The organism is Dickeya poaceiphila, assembly GCF_007858975.2.
Lineage (GTDB): Bacteria > Pseudomonadota > Gammaproteobacteria > Enterobacterales > Enterobacteriaceae > Dickeya > Dickeya poaceiphila.
Window position 1 is genome coordinate 2,262,570 of sequence record NZ_CP042220.2, and the last position, 16,540, is coordinate 2,279,109.

Here is a 16,540-nt window from a genome sequence, read left to right on the forward strand (position 1 = left end):
TGAGGCAGCAAATGCCCAAAGCCTGTCATGAATCGGCAGGGGAATCCAGCACGTGCCGAGATCTGCATGAATTTTCAATCGCTTTTGCGTACCGGTACGCGAATGATGCCAAACGCAAACGTTTTCGTTTATACTGCAGCCACGTTCGGGCCCCAGTCTGCCCGTTTTTACTACAACCTCTTTCTTACAACACCATCAGGTATCAGGTTATGTTAACAATGGGAACAGCCCTGCGTCCCGGAGCCACTCGCGTCATGCTGTTAGGCTCCGGCGAGTTGGGAAAAGAAGTGGCGATAGAGTGTCAGCGTCTGGGAATTGAAGTCATCGCGGTGGATCGCTACGCCGATGCCCCGGCAATGCAGGTTGCCCATCGTAGCCATGTCATCAATATGTTGGACTGCGACGCATTAAAACAGCTGGTATTGCAGGAACGCCCCGATTATATCGTGCCTGAAATCGAAGCTATCGCCACCGACATGCTGGTTGCTTTGGAACAGCAAGGGCAACGTGTAGTGCCGTGCGCTGAAGCCACCCGTCTTACCATGAACCGTGAAGGTATCCGCCGGCTGGCAGCGGAAACGCTGGGCTTGCCGACGTCCAGTTATCGTTTTGCCGCTGACGAAGTCGCGTTTCGTCAGGCCGCTCAGGAGTTAGGCTTTCCCTGTATCGTCAAACCGGTGATGAGTTCCTCAGGGAAAGGTCAGAGCCTGATCCGTTCTCCCGAACAGTTGGATCACGCCTGGCGCTATGCCCAGGAAGGGGGCCGGGCTGGCGGCGGAAAAGTGATTGTAGAAGGGCTGGTAAAATTCGATTTCGAAATCACACTGTTAACCATCCATGCCGTTGACGGCCTGCACTTCTGCGAACCGATTGGTCACCGTCAGGAAGACGGCGATTACCGTGAATCCTGGCAACCGCAACAGATGAGCGACCTGGCGTTAACGCGGGCTAAACAGATTGCGGGTAACGTAGTAAAAGCGCTGGGAGGGTTCGGCCTGTTTGGCGTGGAGCTGTTTATCTGCGGTGACGATGTCATTTTCAGTGAGGTTTCGCCGCGCCCACACGATACCGGCATGGTGACGCTCATTTCGCAGGATCTGTCCGAGTTTGCCTTACATGTTCGCGCATTTCTCGGTTTGCCGATCGGTGCAATCCGCCAGTACGGTCCATCCGCTTCTGCGGTTATTCTGCCGGAGCTAACCAGCAATAATGCACGTTATCAAGGGCTGGAACACGCGCTGCAACCCCATACACAGATTCGTCTGTTCGGCAAACCGGACATCAGCGGACGCCGTCGGATGGGTGTCGCACTGGCGACCGCCGACAGCACCGATGCGGCAGTACAACTGGCGAAAGCAAGTGCATCTGCCGTTAATGTCATCGGCTAACGTCAGGCACAAAACGCGATTAAACACAAAAAAGCCCGCAATTGCGGGCTTTTTGAATGAAAAAAGGGAAAAAACGATTAGGCTGTCGCACCTGCGACTGCTTCACGCGCCAGCATGGTGATGCGATCATAATCGCCGCTTTCCAATGCATCAGCAGGCACCAGCCAGGAACCACCGACGCACAGCACGCTTTTCAGCGCCAGATAGTCGCGGTAATTCTTCAGCGAAATGCCGCCAGTCGGGCAAAAACGGATCTTGCCGAACGGACCCGCTATCGCCTGAAGTGCTTTTACCCCACCGTTAGCCTCTGCCGGGAAGAATTTAAACTCACGCAAACCGTAATCCATCCCCAGCATCAGTTCGGATACCGTGCTAATTCCAGGGATCAGCGGAATGGTGCCTTCTGTTGCGGCTTTCAACAACGGCTCAGTCAGACCAGGGCTGATGGCAAACTGCGCCCCTGCTGCGGTCACTTCCGCCAATTGCTGCGGGTTGATAACCGTGCCCGCACCGACGATGGCGTCCGGTACTTCCTGAGCGATGAGGCGAATTGCCTCTACCGCGCAATCGGTACGCAGCGTCAGTTCCAGCACACGTACGCCACCCGCCACCAGTGCTTTCGCCATCGGCACCGCGTGTTCCAGTTTATTAATCACAATTACAGGAACAACCGGACCGGCTGTCAGAATGTGTTCCGCACTGGTTTTCCAGTTTTTCATCGAGGGTAATCTCCAGTCATGCCCAACGGGCATCGATTAATTATCTGGCGCGCCCCTGCCACAGGGATCTGCAGTGACCCACAGATGTCCGACCGCACCGTCAGCCAAAAAACGCTAACGGCTTCGCCCTGCTACAGACAGGGCAAAACCGCTTATTCCACCTCGTTCCAGGAACGCCCATCGCGGGTAATCATGGCGACAGAGGCTACCGGTCCCCAGGTCCCAGCCTGATAAGGCTTGGGAGAATCATTGTCCATTGCCCAGGCATCCATAATCGAATCCACCCATTTCCAGGCTTCTTCCACCTCGTCACGACGCACAAACAGCGCCTGAATACCGCGCATACTTTCCAGCAACAACCGTTCATAGGCGTCAGCCAGATGTTGCTGGTTAAAGGTTTCCGAGAAGCTCAGGTCAAGCTTGGTCGTCTGCAAACGATGTTTATGGTCAAGCCCAGGGATCTTGTTGAGAATCTGGATTTCCACCCCTTCGTCCGGTTGCAGACGGATGATCAGCTTGTTTTGCGGCAACTGCTGATAGGAATCGTGGAATAAATTGAGCGCCGGGTTTTTAAAGTAGACCACCACTTCCGAGCATTTTGACGGCAAGCGCTTGCCGGTGCGCAGATAAAACGGTACACCGGACCAACGCCAGTCATCGATATCGACGCGAATCGCCACGAAGGTTTCGGTATTACTGGTTTTGTTGGCCCCTTCTTCTTCCAGATAACCCGGCACTTTCTTGCCCTGGACAAACCCGCTGGTGTACTGACCACGCACCGTTACGTCATGCACGTTGGATCGATCAATACGGCGCAGTGACCGCAGGACTTTCACCTTCTCATCACGAATGCGATCAGTGCTTAGATCCGCCGGCGGCGACATGGCAATCATGGTCAAAATTTGCAACAGATGGTTCTGAATCATGTCGCGCATCTGGCCAGCTTTATCGAAATACCCCCAACGTCCTTCAATGCCGACCTCTTCCGCCACGGTAATCTGCACGTGGTCGATAGTGCGGTTATCCCAATTGTTGGCAAACAAGGAATTGGCGAAACGTAGCGCCAGCAAATTCAGCACGGTTTCTTTGCCGAGATAGTGGTCGATACGGTAGACCTGGCTTTCGTTGAAAAACTCCGCCACCTGATTATTGATCACCCGTGACGACGCCAGATCCGTGCCCAGCGGTTTTTCCATCACCACGCGCGCCGGTTCTTTATTCAGACCAGCCTGCCCCAGGCCGCGGCAGATCGCACCGAAAGTGCTCGGCGGCATGGCGAAATAATTGATAGTAGTGCGATTAGGCTGATCGAGCATCAATCCTAAGCGCTTAAAACCTTCAGTGTCTTCCACATCCAGATTACAGAAGTCAAGCCGATTGCTCAGTGTTGTCCATAATGCCGGGTCAAGCGGCTCCTTGAGAAAGGTTTCCAGCGCTTCATGCACCACATTGGTATAGGCGTCGCGGTCCCATGCCGCCCTTCCTACACCGATAATGCGGGTTTCTGGATGAATATGGCCTGCTTTTTCCAGTTGATACAGTGAAGGCAGCAATTTACGGCGCGCAAGGTCGCCCTTCGCACCGAAAATAACCAGGTCACACGCCTGGGCTGTTGACGTTACCGCCATTTTCAATCTCCTCATTGCAGGACGCTGTAATTTTATTACATTAATAATGTACTATTTTTGACACAAACCAGTAAACCCGTGAGAAAACCACATTATCAACTGGTTACTGTATCACAAGACCTCAGAACCTATTGTGCTGGTGAAAAAAATGAGTCTGGCATCTACTTAAAAGAGAAACTTTCCATCATTTTTGACAGCCAATTACCATTCTGAAAGTTAGACACACATCATATTCTGACAAAAAAAGCTGATGCCTTGCTGTGTCGCCCTCTGCCAACCGTTACTGGCTCGTAGTATATTTCATAAAATCTGCATCGGTTTCACCTTTGGGTGAAATCCAAAATACCATAGATGGTCGTTGTCATATGAATATGCTGGAAAAAATCCAGGGTCATCTGGAGTTGTTAAGCAAATCGGAACGAAAGGTGGCGGAAGTTATTCTCGCCTCGCCTCAGACAGCCATCCACTCCAGTATCGCCACTCTCGCCGGCATGGCCGAGGTCAGTGAACCCACAGTCAATCGCTTCTGTCGCCGTCTGGATACCAAAGGCTTTCCTGATTTTAAACTGCATCTGGCGCAGAGCCTGGCCAACGGAACACCTTACGTGAACCGCAATGTGGAGGAAGACGACTCGGTTGAGTCTTACACCAGCAAGATTTTTGAATCAACCATGGCTGGGCTGGAACATGTGAAGTCCTGTCTGGATATACAGGCCATCAACCGCGCGGTGGATTTGCTCACTCAGGCGCGCAAGATTTCTTTCTTCGGGTTTGGCGCCTCGGCAGCGGTCGCCCACGATGCGATGAACAAGTTTTTTCGTTTCAATATTCCAGTGGTTTACTTTGACGACCTGGTCATGCAGCGCATGAGTTGTATGAACTCCAGCGAGGGCGACGTGGTAGTGCTGATTTCACATACTGGACGCACTAAAAGTCTGGTAGATATGGCGCGGCTGGCACGGGAAAACGACGCTACCGTCATCGCCATCACGTCGGACAGTTCCCCTCTTTCGCGGGAAGCTTCACTCACGTTGCAGGTTGAGGTGCCGGAAGATACTGATGTTTATATGCCGATGGTGTCACGCATCGCCCAGTTGACGCTGATAGATGTATTGGCTACAGGTTTTACTCTGCGACGCGGCGCAAAATTCCGCGATAACTTGAAGCGTGTCAAGGAAGCATTACGAGAATCACGATTTGATAAGGAAGAACGATTCAGCAATCCGTTTAATTAGTATGCTATAACATCGGGTGGCAAGGCGGGGAAGCCTCTCAGGAAGACATCCTGCCACCGAATCATAATTATAGGCGCGGCATCCGGACAGCGCAGAGCGGCGGCAGTGTCCCCTCTCCTGACGGCATTACCACATTACAGCAGCTTCACCAGTCAACGGAGTTATACATGTCCAGACGGCTCAGAAGAACCAAAATCGTTACCACGTTAGGACCGGCTACAGACCGCGACAATAATCTGGAAAAGATCATTGCTGCCGGCGCAAACGTAGTTCGCCTGAACTTTTCTCACGGTACGCTGGAAGACCATCTTCTGCGCGCCAACAAAGTTCGCGAAATTGCGGCTAAACTTGGCCGTCATGTTGCGATTCTGGGCGACCTTCAGGGACCTAAAATTCGTGTATCGACCTTTAAAGAAGGAAAAATCTTCCTCAACGTGGGCGATAAATTCCTGCTGGATGCCAACCTTGGCAAAGGCGAAGGCGATAAAGAAAAAGTGGGTATCGACTACAAAGGATTACCCGGTGACGTAGTTTCCGGCGATATTCTGTTGCTGGACGATGGGCGTGTGCAGTTAAAAGTTCTGACGGTAGATGACATGAAAGTGTACACCGAAGTCACCGTTGGCGGTCCGCTGTCTAACAATAAGGGCATCAACAAACTGGGTGGAGGCTTGTCCGCAGAAGCATTAACTGAAAAAGACAAAGCCGATATCATCACCGCCGCCAAAATCGACGTAGACTTCCTGGCGGTATCATTCCCGCGTACTGGCGAAGATCTGCATTATGCTCGCCGTCTGGCACGCGAGGCCGGCAGTAACGCCAAAATCGTCTCCAAGGTAGAACGCGCAGAAGCCGTATCAACCGATGAGGCCATGGACGACATTATTCTTGCCTCTGACGTAGTAATGGTTGCTCGTGGCGATCTGGGCGTAGAAATTGGTGACCCGGAACTGGTTGGCATCCAGAAAAAACTGATTCGACGCGCTCGTCAGCTGAACCGTGCCGTCATTACGGCGACCCAAATGATGGAGTCGATGATCACCAATCCAATGCCGACCCGCGCTGAAGTGATGGACGTTGCCAACGCTGTACTGGACGGGACCGACGCGGTGATGCTCTCTGCAGAAACGGCTGCCGGCCAATACCCGGCGGAAACGGTCGCCGCCATGGCTAAGGTCTGTCTGGGTGCAGAAAAAATCCCCAGCATCAACGTATCCAAACACCGCCTTGATGTGCAGTTCGACAATGTGGAAGAGTCTATCGCCATGTCCGCGATGTACGCGGCCAACCACCTTAACGGCGTCACCGCGATTATCGCCATGACCGAATCTGGTCGTACCGCGCTGATGATGTCCCGCATCAGTTCGGGTCTGCCGATTTTCGCTATGTCTTGTCACGAGCACACACTGAATTTAACCGCCCTTTATCGTGGCGTCACCCCGGTAAAGTTCACCAGCTATACCGATGGTGTGGCGGCGGCTAACGACGCCGTACTGCTGCTGCGCGACAAAGGCTTCCTGATGTCGGGTGATCTGGTTATCGTCACCCAGGGTGATGTGATGGGTACAGTCGGCACCACCAATACGGTGCGAGTACTACGGGTGGAATAACCGCTTAGCAATACTGAAGCCTTTTATTTATGACAAAAGCGGGGCGATAACAGCGCCCCGCTTTATTTTTTAATATCGTCTGTCTTCGGGATGTTACCTGCTGGTTTACCTTACAGCATAACGAACTGACGCATGAGGTGGCAGCATGACTATGTTGTTGAAACGTGCTGGTGTTCAGTATGTTGCTCCAGCCCACCAAAGAGATTGGCACGGCTGATACTAAAGCGCCCGTCACTGTAGTAAACGTCATAGCCGCCGAATAGATTGGCACAGCTGGTACTATCTGAACCATCACTGTAGTGGGTATCCAACCCGCCTGAGCGATTCATACGGCTGATGCTACTGGTGCCGTCACTAAAATAAGTATCATATCCACCAGACAGGTTAACCAGGCTGATACTGGTTCGCCCATCACTGTAGCAGGTATCAAACCCGCCAGACTGATTGGCTCGGCTGGTAGATGTCGAACCGTCAGTATAACGGCAGTCCTGACCGCCGGAGAGATTGACACGGCAGCTCTCAGCCGAAGAAACAGGAGTCTGTGCGGTGAGTAAAGCGAGACATAAAAGCGGTTTATTCATAATAAAATAACCCAATCTTTCTCCAAAAAAATACGTCATATCTCCCCACTCAGGAATAACGCATTGGCTATTTCTCAATAACGCCGAATATGATTATCTCCTGACCGGGGAATTTATTGCCATTCATAGGAACATTACGGTTTCTTTTATTGTCGCGCGATATTTACCGTGCCGTCCGTTAACTAACGGACAATTTTACCTGGCGTCATTATTATTGCTTTTCATCTCATCCATTTTCTCTGCACTGCTGGTTTTAGTTTTCTTTATGACATTGGTGCTATCGACATGTTGCTTTTTCCTAAACCCATTACTGTGGTTTAAACAAACCCTGACGACCAGAATCAGAGAATCAGGAACATATGCAACAAGGGAGAAACCGCTGGTCTCTCCCTTGTTGCATAGCATACCTGCTCGTATATTCTTTATTTTTTGCGTGGATACAGATCATGACGCAGATAAGGTTCCGTTTCTCCTGGTTTACGGGTTTTCAGCAACTTCAAAATCCAGGTGTACTGCTCCGGATTCGGTGCCACTAAATGCTCAACCTCTTCATTCATACGACGGGCAATCGTATGATCATCAGCGCCATTAATATCGCTCATCGGTGGGCGAATATAGATATCCAGCTGTGAGGTTTTGCCATCATACACGGGAAATAACGGTACGATTTCGGCACGGCAGACTTTCATCAACCGGCCAATAGCTGGCAATGTCGCTTTATAAGTCGCAAAAAAATCGACAAATTCGCTGTGTTCAGCGCCATGATCCTGATCCGGCAGATAATAGCCCCAATATCCTTCACGCACAGAGCTAATAAACGGTTTAATGCCGTCGTTGCGAGTATGAAGGCGGCCACCAAAACGACGCCGCAGCGTGTTCCACAAATAATCCTGCAATGGATTTTTCTGATTATGCATCATGGCAGCCATTTTCTGACCTTTCCAGCTCATCAACATAGCGGGAATATCAACTCCCCAGCCATGCGGTACCATGAAAATAATATTACGCTGCTGTTCCTGCAACACCTCGACTATTTCCATGCCGTGCCAGTGAACACGACGGTCAGCCCGGCTGACAGGCAAAATCGCCAATTCCACCATCATCAGCATCGCTTGCGGTGCCGTCGCAAACATCTGATCGATAATGTGCTCGCGTTCAGCTTCCGACAGTTGCGGCATACATAGCAGCAAATTAATGCGGGCGCGCCGCCTTGCACCTGTGGAAAATCGGCCCACCAACCGGCCTAATACTCCTAACACCGGATCACGTAGTCTGGCTGGAATACAGGCCAGCAACGCCGTTACTCCCACAATGAGCCAGATCCCCCAATAACGTGGGTGTAAGAAAGCCAGCGTAAACTGAGGGATGAATTCTGCGTTGGTTCTCTTCTCTTTTTTCTCTTGTTCCATGCAAGCACTCTTCATTACAAAATCGGATTTAATGATAATAGCTACCCGACGTTTTGCAATTGAACACACACTGGCCCGACATGAGCCTGTGCGATAAAAAAACAGCCGGTAGCGTTGCTACCGGCTGTCGTTTATCTGTGTCCTACAAATTAGTCCAGCTGCAACTGAGGCAGCACTTCACGCACATGCGTGAGATAATCGCGGCGCTCTTTGCCCATTAGACCTTCAGAACGCGGTAGCTTCGCGGTTAGTGGGTTGACTGCCTGCTGATTGACCCACAGTTCATAATGTAAATGTGGTCCGGTCGAACGCCCGGTATTACCAGACAAGCCGATACGATCGCCGCGCTTAACCTTCTGACCAGGTTTAACCAGTAACCGAGTCATATGCATATAGCGGGTGGTGTACTGACGCCCATGTCGCACCGCCACAAAATTGCCAGCTTCACTATCTCGTTCCGCAACCACTACTTCACCATCGCCAACAGCCAGAACCGGCGTTCCTACCGGCATTGAAAAATCAACGCCGCGGTGCGGTGCGATACGCCCAGTGACCGGATTCAGACGACGCGGATTGAAGTTGGAAGATACCTTGAACTGCTTCATGGTCGGAAAGCGCAGAAAGCCTCGCATCAGGCCAGAGCCTTCACGATCATAGAATTTGCCGTCTTCAGCGCGGAACGCATAGTAATTCTTGCCACCAGTACGCAACCTGACACCCAGAAGTTCACTTTGCTCGCTACGTCCATCCAGCATTTCGCGGGAAATCAGCACCACAAAACTGTCGTCTTTACGCAGCTTATGGAAATCCAATTGCCATTGAAGCGCACGGATCACTTCCCGCACTTCGCTGCTGGTTAACCCAGCAGCCTGCGCGCTGCTGGCGAAACTGCCGTTCAAATGGCCGACCAACACTTTGTTCTGCCAGTCCCCTTCTACGTTTTCAATTTCTTCACGAAACGTATCACCGCTACGGGTGTAGGTGCGAGTCTCGCGCCGGGAGACTTGCCAGGTCAGAGTTTGCAGTGTGCCATCGCTATCCAGCGTCCAGGTCAGTTGCTGACCGATCTTCAGATTCCGCAATGCCGCATTGCGATCCGCCAGAGCCGTAATATCCGACATATCAATACCGTATTGAGTCAGAATACTACTCAGCGTATCGCCAGTAGAGACGACATATTCATGCGTATCGTCAGACTCTTTATCGTCCAGTTCATCTTTGGCAATACCACTCGTGGTTGACGGTTGATCCAAAGGCTCGCTGTTCGCTTCGCTAATATCTGCCGACGGCATCGAACCAGCCGCTTGCGTAGCGGCTAAAGGCGGCAATGGATTACTGTCCAGAGGTTCGCTGGCTGGAGGATTCAGAGCCTGGCTCTGAACCTGAGGTTGAGGTCTTTCGCTTTCCGCATCTTTTACGATAACAGGTGCATCATTGACTGGTGGATATGTCATTGGCCGCCAGACGGCGGCGGCTAGAGTAACGACAGTCAGTGACCCCAGCATCACACGGTGAGGCCGGGGCAGGCTGTTATACGCCAGAGCGATAGTTCGGGCTATCTGCTGCACGTGTTCCTATCCTCATGATTTTTCCTTCAGGCAGCGTAAATACTGTTCCGACAGTTGCATCAGGAAACGCGCATAACTGTCTTGATCCAATGCAATGTCACTTCCCAACGGGTCCAGCACGCCAATGCGCACGTCAGTTCCCTTGGCGACAGCATGAATGACCGCTGGCCTGAATTGTGGTTCAGCAAAAACGCAAACCGCTTTATGCTCAACCAACTGTGTTCGTATTTGATTTAAACGCTGTGCGCCGGGCGCGATAGCGGGGTTGATGGTAAAGTGCCCCAGCGGGGTCAACCCGTAGTGCTGTTCGAAGTAGCCATAGGCATCGTGGAACACGAAATACCCTTTGCCTCGCACAGGCGTCAGCATATTAACAACATTTTTATCTGTCTGCGCAAGTTTCTCAGTGAATTTACGCAGGTTTGCATCCAGTTTGTCTTTATTCTGCGGCATGAGTTCCACTAAACTTGCATGAATCGCAACGGCAGACGCCTGCGCCATTTCCGGCGACAGCCAGATATGCATATTGAACTCACCATGATGATGCCCGTCATCATCGTTATCCTGATGATTTTCAGGCTCATGGCGGTGATCATGCTCGCTATCGGTCTGACTATCATGATCAGCGTCATGATACGCACCATTTTCTGCCGCTGCCTGTGTAGGATGTGATTCCCGTAACAATAGCGTTTTGACGGCTGGTTGCTGGCTTAATGCAATTTGCCGCGCCGCTGACAGCGGCTGCAGAGCCTTGGGCAGAAACGCTTCCATTTCCGGCCCGACCCAAATAACCAGTTCCGCTGAGTTAAGCCGCTGTACATCAGACGGACGCAGGGCATAATCATGTGGTGACGCACCGTCCGGCAGCAACACCTCAGTAGGCGTCACGCCATCCGTGATCGCCGCAGCGATAAATGCCAACGGGCGAATGGATGTGACTACCGCGGCAAAGGCAACCGGCGTGGCAAACAATGTGGCCAGCAATGTACCGCCAGCAAGTACAGTATTTAGCCATTTATAATGAGTCACTCGCAACATCCCCAATCATCCGTCGATTTATCAATAAAAACGCGTTATATTATAACGTCACACACCCTCTGCAAACAGAATTCTATGTCAACGCTGGTTTCACTGGAAAATATTGGCGTGCAGTTTGGCAACAAAGCTGTACTCAGTGATATTTCGCTTACATTACGGGCTGGACGCATTCTGACGCTGCTTGGGCCAAATGGCGCAGGGAAATCCACGCTGGTCCGGGTTGTGTTAGGGTTACAGCCCCCTACCTGCGGTACGCTGACGCGATCAACGGATCTCCGCATCGGCTACGTACCGCAGAAACTGCATCTGGACCCAACCCTGCCATTGACCGTCAAACGCTTTATGCAGTTGCGCCCTGGGGTGAATAAGCAGGACATCATGCCAGCGTTAAAGCGTGTGCAGGCTGGCCATTTGCTTGAGCAACCGATGCAAAAACTCTCCGGTGGTGAAACCCAGCGTGTTCTGCTGGCACGCGCTATTCTTGCCCGCCCACAATTGCTGGTACTGGACGAGCCGACTCAGGGGGTAGACGTCAACGGTCAACTGGCGCTGTATGAATTGATTAATCAGTTGCGACAGGAATATCAATGCGGCGTGCTGATGGTATCCCACGATCTCCATCTGGTGATGGCGAAAACCGATGAGGTATTGTGCCTCAATCAACATATCTGTTGCTCTGGTACGCCAGAAGTAGTGTCGCTACACCCGGAATTTTTAGCCATGTTTGGCCATCGCGGTGCCGGGCAGTTGGCAATTTACCGCCACCATCACAATCACCGTCACGATCTGAACGGAAAAATCATTTTAAAACGACAGGATGGTAATCACGCATGATTGAGTTGTTGTTGCCCGGCTGGCTGGCAGGGGTGTGTCTGGCAGTAGCGGCAGGGCCGCTCGGTTCCTTCGTGGTGTGGCGCCGTATGTCTTATTTTGGCGATACCCTTGCCCACGCTTCATTACTGGGTGTAGCACTGGGTTTGCTGTTGGACATCAACCTGTTTTATGCGGTGATCACCATTACCCTGCTGCTGGCCGTAGGATTGGTTTGGCTGGAGCGTCGTCCTGGGCTGGCTATCGATACGTTACTAGGCATCATGGCGCACAGCGCGCTGTCGCTGGGCCTGGTGGTAGTTAGCCTGATGAACAATGTCCGCGTCGATTTGATGGCTTACCTGTTTGGCGACCTGCTTGCCGTCACCAGTGAAGATTTGTGGCTGATCGGCCCCGGCGCGCTAGTGGTACTTGGGGTACTGTGGTGGCAATGGCGCGCCCTGCTTTCCATGACCGTTAGTCCGGAACTGGCCGCAGTCGACGGTGTTCCGATTGCCCGCACCAAACTGGTATTGATGCTGATCACCGCCTTGACTATCGGCCTGGCAATGAAATTTGTCGGTGCACTGATCATCACTTCATTACTGATTATTCCTGCCGCCACCGCACGCCGATTTGCCCGCACACCAGAACAGATGGCCGTCTGTGCGATAGGAGTTGGTATTCTGGCCGTCACTGGCGGTCTGGCATTTTCAGCACAAGCCAACACACCTGCCGGTCCTTCGGTTGTACTGTCCGCGTCGCTATTGTTCATGCTCAGTCTGCTGAAAAGGCAAACTGCCTGATACCACGATAGGTTGGCAACAGAGAAAAGCCAGGCAGTCTACCGCTATTCTCTGTTTTCCTACTCTTCGCGTTCGCGGGTCAGGCCGAAATGGCGATAGGCGTGCTGCGTCGCAATGCGACCACGTGGTGTGCGTTGCAGGAAACCCTGCTGAATCAGATAGGGTTCCAGCACATCTTCAATGGTTTCACGTTCTTCACCAATCGCCGCCGCCAGATTATCCAAACCAACCGGGCCACCCATAAATTTATCGATAACCGCCAGCAGCAGCTTGCGGTCCATATAATCGAACCCTTCGGAATCAACCGCCAGCATATCCAACGCCTGAACCGCCACGTCTGCAGAGATCGCACCATCTGATTTCACTTCAGAGAAATCCCGCACCCGGCGCAACAACCGGTTGGCGATACGCGGCGTACCGCGCGACCGACGTGCTACTTCCAGTGCACCGTCAGCCGTCATATCCAGTCCCAGGCATTGGGCACTGCGTTGCACGATATATTGCAGATCAGCAACCTGATAGAATTCGAGCCGCTGCACGATGCCAAAACGGTCACGTAGCGGTGAAGTCAACGAACCGGCGCGGGTTGTGGCACCAACCAGCGTGAAAGGCGGCAAATCCAGCTTGATGGAGCGCGCTGCCGGCCCTTCGCCGATCATGATATCCAACTGATAATCTTCCATCGCCGGATAGAGCACCTCCTCCACCACTGGCGACAATCGATGAATTTCGTCGATGAACAGCACATCGTGCGGTTCAAGGTTGGTAAGCAACGCCGCCAAATCTCCTGCTTTTTCCAGCACCGGCCCGGAGGTTGTACGCAGATTTACCCCCATTTCGTTGGCGACGATATTGGCCAGCGTGGTCTTTCCCAACCCCGGAGGGCCGAAAATCAATAGATGATCAAGCGCATCGCCACGCTTGCGGGCTGCCTCGATAAAAATTTCCATCTGTTCGCGTACCACCGGCTGCCCAACATATTCCGACAACAGCTTCGGGCGAATGGCACGATCCAGTATTTCTTCATCGGACACTGCGCCGGGAGAAATCAGACGATCAGCTTCAATCATACATACCTCACAGCGCAGCGCGCAGCGCATCCCTGATCAGGGTTTCGCAGTCAGCGCCCGGTCGAGACACTTTATTCACCATCCGGCTGGCCTCCTGCGGTTTATAGCCAAGAGCAACCAGCGCCGCTTCAGCCTCAGCCTGTGGTTCCGCTTCCGGCTCCACATTGCCAGCCGTGGCGGGTAAGGTAATATCGCTGGCGGCATTGAACAGCTCGCCGTTCAGGCCTTTAAAGCGGTCTTTCATTTCAACGACCAGCCGTTCTGCGGTTTTCTTACCTACCCCCGGCAATTTTACCAGCGCGTTAATTTCCTGACGCTCCACCGCGCTGACGAACTGCTGGGCCGACATGCCGGACAAAATCGCCAGCGCCAGTTTCGGCCCCACGCCATTCACTTTGATCAGTTCACGAAACAGAGAACGCTCTTGTTTATTATTAAAGCCAAACAGTAGCTGTGCGTCTTCACGCACCACAAAATGGGTAAAAATCACCGCCTTCTGGCCAAGGTCCGGCAACTCGTAAAAGCAGGTCATCGGCATATGCACTTCATATCCGACGCCGCTGGCTTCAATCAGTACCAGTGGCGGTTGTTTTTCCAATACGATGCCTCTGAGACGACCTATCACGTGGTGTTTTCCTTAATCTGGCTGACGTAAACGTGGCGTATAGCTTATAACACAAAAAAAGAGGCGGATACAGAAAAGCTGGATGCATATCCAGATATAGAGCAGAACGGTGGATGATCTCCGGCAGCGGTATGAACACCATATAAATGCCGGAGAATCTTGTGGAGTGACGCGATTACGCGACCGGGCTATTCATCGCATCGTAATTTCGCCAGCGATAATTACATAACGAGACCACCCAACAGGTGATAAACAGTGCCACAACATAGAACCCAGCATCGCCAAGTTGCTCATTGAATGCATCAACGACGCGCCATAATCCGGTATGCAGATCCAGTTTATCGGCCAGTAATCCGAGCGCTTCCATCCCGCCGATAAACATTGCCACCACTACCGATGTCGCCGTAATCGTCAGGTTATAGTAGAGCTTGCGCTGCGGTTTGCTGAATGCCCAGCCGTATGCGCCCACCATCAGCACATTATCCAGTGTGTCCACCAACGCCATGCCACAGGTAAACAACGCCGGGAAAATCATGATCGACCAGATAGACATCCCCTGTGAAGCACCCGCAGCCGAAATACCTAATACGCCGATCTCAGTGGCGGTATCAAACCCCAGACCAAACAATAGGCCGACCAGATACATATGCCAGCTTTTGTTCACCAGCCGAAATGTAGAGCGCAATAACCACCCCATTACACCGGTCGTCGGCACACTGTCAACCTGACTGGCAGCGCTCCAGCCCCCCTGCTTAAACTGCTGAAAACGTTTCCAGACACCGCGCAGAATCACCAGATTCACCAGAGCCATCAACAGTAAAAATCCCGCAGAAACGGATGTACCGATAACACCGCCAACCTCATGAAACCAGACCATGTCTTCCTGTAACGCGGCGGCTGTCGCCGCCAACCCCAGCGATGCCAGAATCACAATAGAAGAATGACCCAACGAAAACCAGGCACCAACGCCTAACGGCATCTTTCCTTCCTGCATCATTTTTCGAGTGACGTTATCGATAGCGGCAATATGGTCCGCATCCACTGCATGACGCAAGCCGTAACACCACGCCAACAGGCTGGTGGCCATCAGGGCAGTATTATTGTGAAACATGCTCCACGCCAGCAGCCACACCAGCATATTAACCACCACCAAACAACTCAGTATTGCCACTGCACGCGGATTATTCTTGAGAATCGAAGACAGCATACAAATATCTCTGTATCAATCCGGCGGGTCATCACCGTCGGGAAAATTGTGGGTATGAGATTTTATAAATTATTCATACGCCATCGTGTTATCACAGATCAAAACAGGGAGTGTTTATGGCAGCAGAAAAAATTTACGCTCAAAGGCATAACGGCAAACGCAATACATCGGGAACAGGAAGAAAGAGAAGACAAATCAGGCTGCTATCTGGCGAACATCGTGATTCGGCAGACCGCAGCCAGGATTAAGATACGACGCTTATCAAAGCACCACGAGGTCTAAAACACGATGCTCGTCAGCGAATGCGCCCACGCGCCAGCGTCAGTTTGTCATGACTAATGCGTGAGAGATTCTGACTGAAATGACAATGTGTAATCGCAATCGCCAGTGCGTCGGCAGCATCAGCCTGTGGGCTGGCTGGCAGTTTGAGCAGTGTTTTCACCATGTGTTGCACCTGGCTTTTTTCTGCCGCACCGGTACCCACCACCGTTTGTTTTACCTGACGCGCCGCATATTCAAACACCGGCAGTGACTGGTTTACCGCTGCAACAATCGCCGCACCGCGGGCCTGCCCCAGTTTCAGAGCCGAGTCAGCATTGCGAGCCATAAACACCTGCTCGATAGCGAAATAATCGGGTTGGAATTGGGTGATGATTTCACTGACGCCAGCATAAATCAGCTTAAGACGCGTTGGCAGATCGTCCACCGTAGTGCGAATACACCCACTACCCATATAGCTGATCTGCCGCCCCTGCTGACGGACAATACCGTAGCCGGTAACGCGGGAACCGGGGTCGATGCCAAGAATAATGCTCACCGATGCCCCCCGGTTACCAGTTGAAAAGG

16 protein-coding genes are annotated in these 16,540 nt (G+C 52.2%); 6 read left to right on the top strand and 10 right to left on the bottom strand.

The genetic code is table 11. The annotated features are described in order from the left end of the window. Window positions 1-209 precede the first annotated feature (209 nt). The gene (gene purT / locus Dpoa569_RS10060) at window positions 210-1,388 is read left to right on the top strand and encodes a formate-dependent phosphoribosylglycinamide formyltransferase (protein ID WP_042870392.1); all 1,179 of its coding nucleotides are present in this window, start codon (window positions 210-212) and stop codon (window positions 1,386-1,388) included. A 77-nt stretch (window positions 1,389-1,465) separates the two neighbouring features. Here purT and Dpoa569_RS10065 read toward each other — a convergent pair whose 3' ends face one another. Next, window positions 1,466-2,107, bottom strand: coding sequence for a bifunctional 4-hydroxy-2-oxoglutarate aldolase/2-dehydro-3-deoxy-phosphogluconate aldolase (locus Dpoa569_RS10065; protein ID WP_042870389.1), 642 nt, complete (start codon window positions 2,105-2,107; stop codon window positions 1,466-1,468). Between the two features lie 152 nt (window positions 2,108-2,259). After that, window positions 2,260-3,735, bottom strand: coding sequence for a glucose-6-phosphate dehydrogenase (zwf, locus tag Dpoa569_RS10070; RefSeq protein WP_042870388.1), 1,476 nt, complete (start codon window positions 3,733-3,735; stop codon window positions 2,260-2,262). 365 nt (window positions 3,736-4,100) lie between these two features. Between zwf and Dpoa569_RS10075 the strand changes: the two genes are divergently transcribed. Both Dpoa569_RS10075 and pyk read left to right on the top strand, forming a co-directional pair. Continuing rightward, entirely contained in the window at window positions 4,101-4,970 is an 870-nt protein-coding gene (locus tag Dpoa569_RS10075; protein ID WP_042870385.1) for a MurR/RpiR family transcriptional regulator, read from the top strand. A gap of 167 nt (window positions 4,971-5,137) precedes the next feature. Then, window positions 5,138-6,580, top strand: a complete 1,443-nt coding sequence (gene pyk / locus Dpoa569_RS10080; protein ID WP_146411310.1) for a pyruvate kinase — start codon at window positions 5,138-5,140, stop codon at window positions 6,578-6,580. A 149-nt stretch (window positions 6,581-6,729) separates the two neighbouring features. On the opposite strand, the gene Dpoa569_RS10085 is transcribed toward pyk, so the two are convergent. The 4 genes from Dpoa569_RS10085 to znuA all read right to left on the bottom strand — a co-directional run bounded on the left by Dpoa569_RS10085 (window position 6,730) and on the right by znuA (window position 11,176). Beyond that, the gene (locus Dpoa569_RS10085) at window positions 6,730-7,161 is read right to left on the bottom strand and encodes a hypothetical protein (RefSeq protein ID WP_042873897.1); all 432 of its coding nucleotides are present in this window, start codon (window positions 7,159-7,161) and stop codon (window positions 6,730-6,732) included. Window positions 7,162-7,583: 422 nt separating this feature from the next. After that, complete coding sequence (lpxM, locus tag Dpoa569_RS10090; protein ID WP_042870380.1) at window positions 7,584-8,570, bottom strand: lauroyl-Kdo(2)-lipid IV(A) myristoyltransferase; 987 nt, start codon at window positions 8,568-8,570, stop codon at window positions 7,584-7,586. A gap of 149 nt (window positions 8,571-8,719) precedes the next feature. After that, window positions 8,720-10,138: a murein DD-endopeptidase MepM gene (gene mepM / locus Dpoa569_RS10095; protein WP_042870378.1), complete on the bottom strand. Its 1,419-nt coding sequence runs from the start codon at window positions 10,136-10,138 to the stop codon at window positions 8,720-8,722. A 12-nt stretch (window positions 10,139-10,150) separates the two neighbouring features. Further along, window positions 10,151-11,176, bottom strand: a complete 1,026-nt coding sequence (znuA, locus tag Dpoa569_RS10100; RefSeq protein WP_042870375.1) for a zinc ABC transporter substrate-binding protein ZnuA — start codon at window positions 11,174-11,176, stop codon at window positions 10,151-10,153. A gap of 75 nt (window positions 11,177-11,251) precedes the next feature. On the opposite strand from znuA, the gene znuC reads away from it, so the two are divergent. Together znuC and znuB are read left to right on the top strand one after the other, a co-directional pair. Beyond that, window positions 11,252-12,010 (top strand): zinc ABC transporter ATP-binding protein ZnuC, encoded by a 759-nt coding sequence (gene znuC / locus Dpoa569_RS10105; protein WP_042870373.1) that lies wholly within the window; start codon window positions 11,252-11,254, stop codon window positions 12,008-12,010. Continuing rightward, the gene (gene znuB, locus Dpoa569_RS10110) at window positions 12,007-12,792 is read left to right on the top strand and encodes a zinc ABC transporter permease subunit ZnuB (protein ID WP_042870371.1); all 786 of its coding nucleotides are present in this window, start codon (window positions 12,007-12,009) and stop codon (window positions 12,790-12,792) included. Before znuC ends, znuB begins: the two co-directional genes overlap by 4 nt. 59 nt (window positions 12,793-12,851) lie before the next feature. On the opposite strand, the gene ruvB is transcribed toward znuB, so the two are convergent. From ruvB to Dpoa569_RS10125, 3 genes are all read right to left on the bottom strand, one after another. Next, the gene (gene ruvB / locus Dpoa569_RS10115; protein ID WP_042873896.1) at window positions 12,852-13,862 is read right to left on the bottom strand and encodes a Holliday junction branch migration DNA helicase RuvB; all 1,011 of its coding nucleotides are present in this window, start codon (window positions 13,860-13,862) and stop codon (window positions 12,852-12,854) included. A gap of 7 nt (window positions 13,863-13,869) precedes the next feature. Beyond that, window positions 13,870-14,487: a Holliday junction branch migration protein RuvA gene (gene ruvA / locus Dpoa569_RS10120; protein WP_042870369.1), complete on the bottom strand. Its 618-nt coding sequence runs from the start codon at window positions 14,485-14,487 to the stop codon at window positions 13,870-13,872. Between the two features lie 175 nt (window positions 14,488-14,662). Continuing rightward, window positions 14,663-15,694 carry a HoxN/HupN/NixA family nickel/cobalt transporter gene (locus tag Dpoa569_RS10125; RefSeq protein ID WP_042870367.1) on the bottom strand — a complete coding sequence of 344 codons (1,032 nt, stop codon included), beginning with the start codon at window positions 15,692-15,694 and terminating at the stop codon, window positions 14,663-14,665. A gap of 116 nt (window positions 15,695-15,810) precedes the next feature. On the opposite strand from Dpoa569_RS10125, the gene Dpoa569_RS19735 reads away from it, so the two are divergent. Then, window positions 15,811-15,942 carry a hypothetical protein gene (locus Dpoa569_RS19735; protein WP_265575106.1) on the top strand — a complete coding sequence of 44 codons (132 nt, stop codon included), beginning with the start codon at window positions 15,811-15,813 and terminating at the stop codon, window positions 15,940-15,942. A 47-nt stretch (window positions 15,943-15,989) separates the two neighbouring features. Here Dpoa569_RS19735 and ruvC read toward each other — a convergent pair whose 3' ends face one another. Then, on the bottom strand, window positions 15,990-16,511 hold the full coding sequence (gene ruvC / locus Dpoa569_RS10130) for a crossover junction endodeoxyribonuclease RuvC (RefSeq protein ID WP_042870363.1): 522 nt from the start codon (window positions 16,509-16,511) through the stop codon (window positions 15,990-15,992). Window positions 16,512-16,540: the final 29 nt, after the last annotated feature.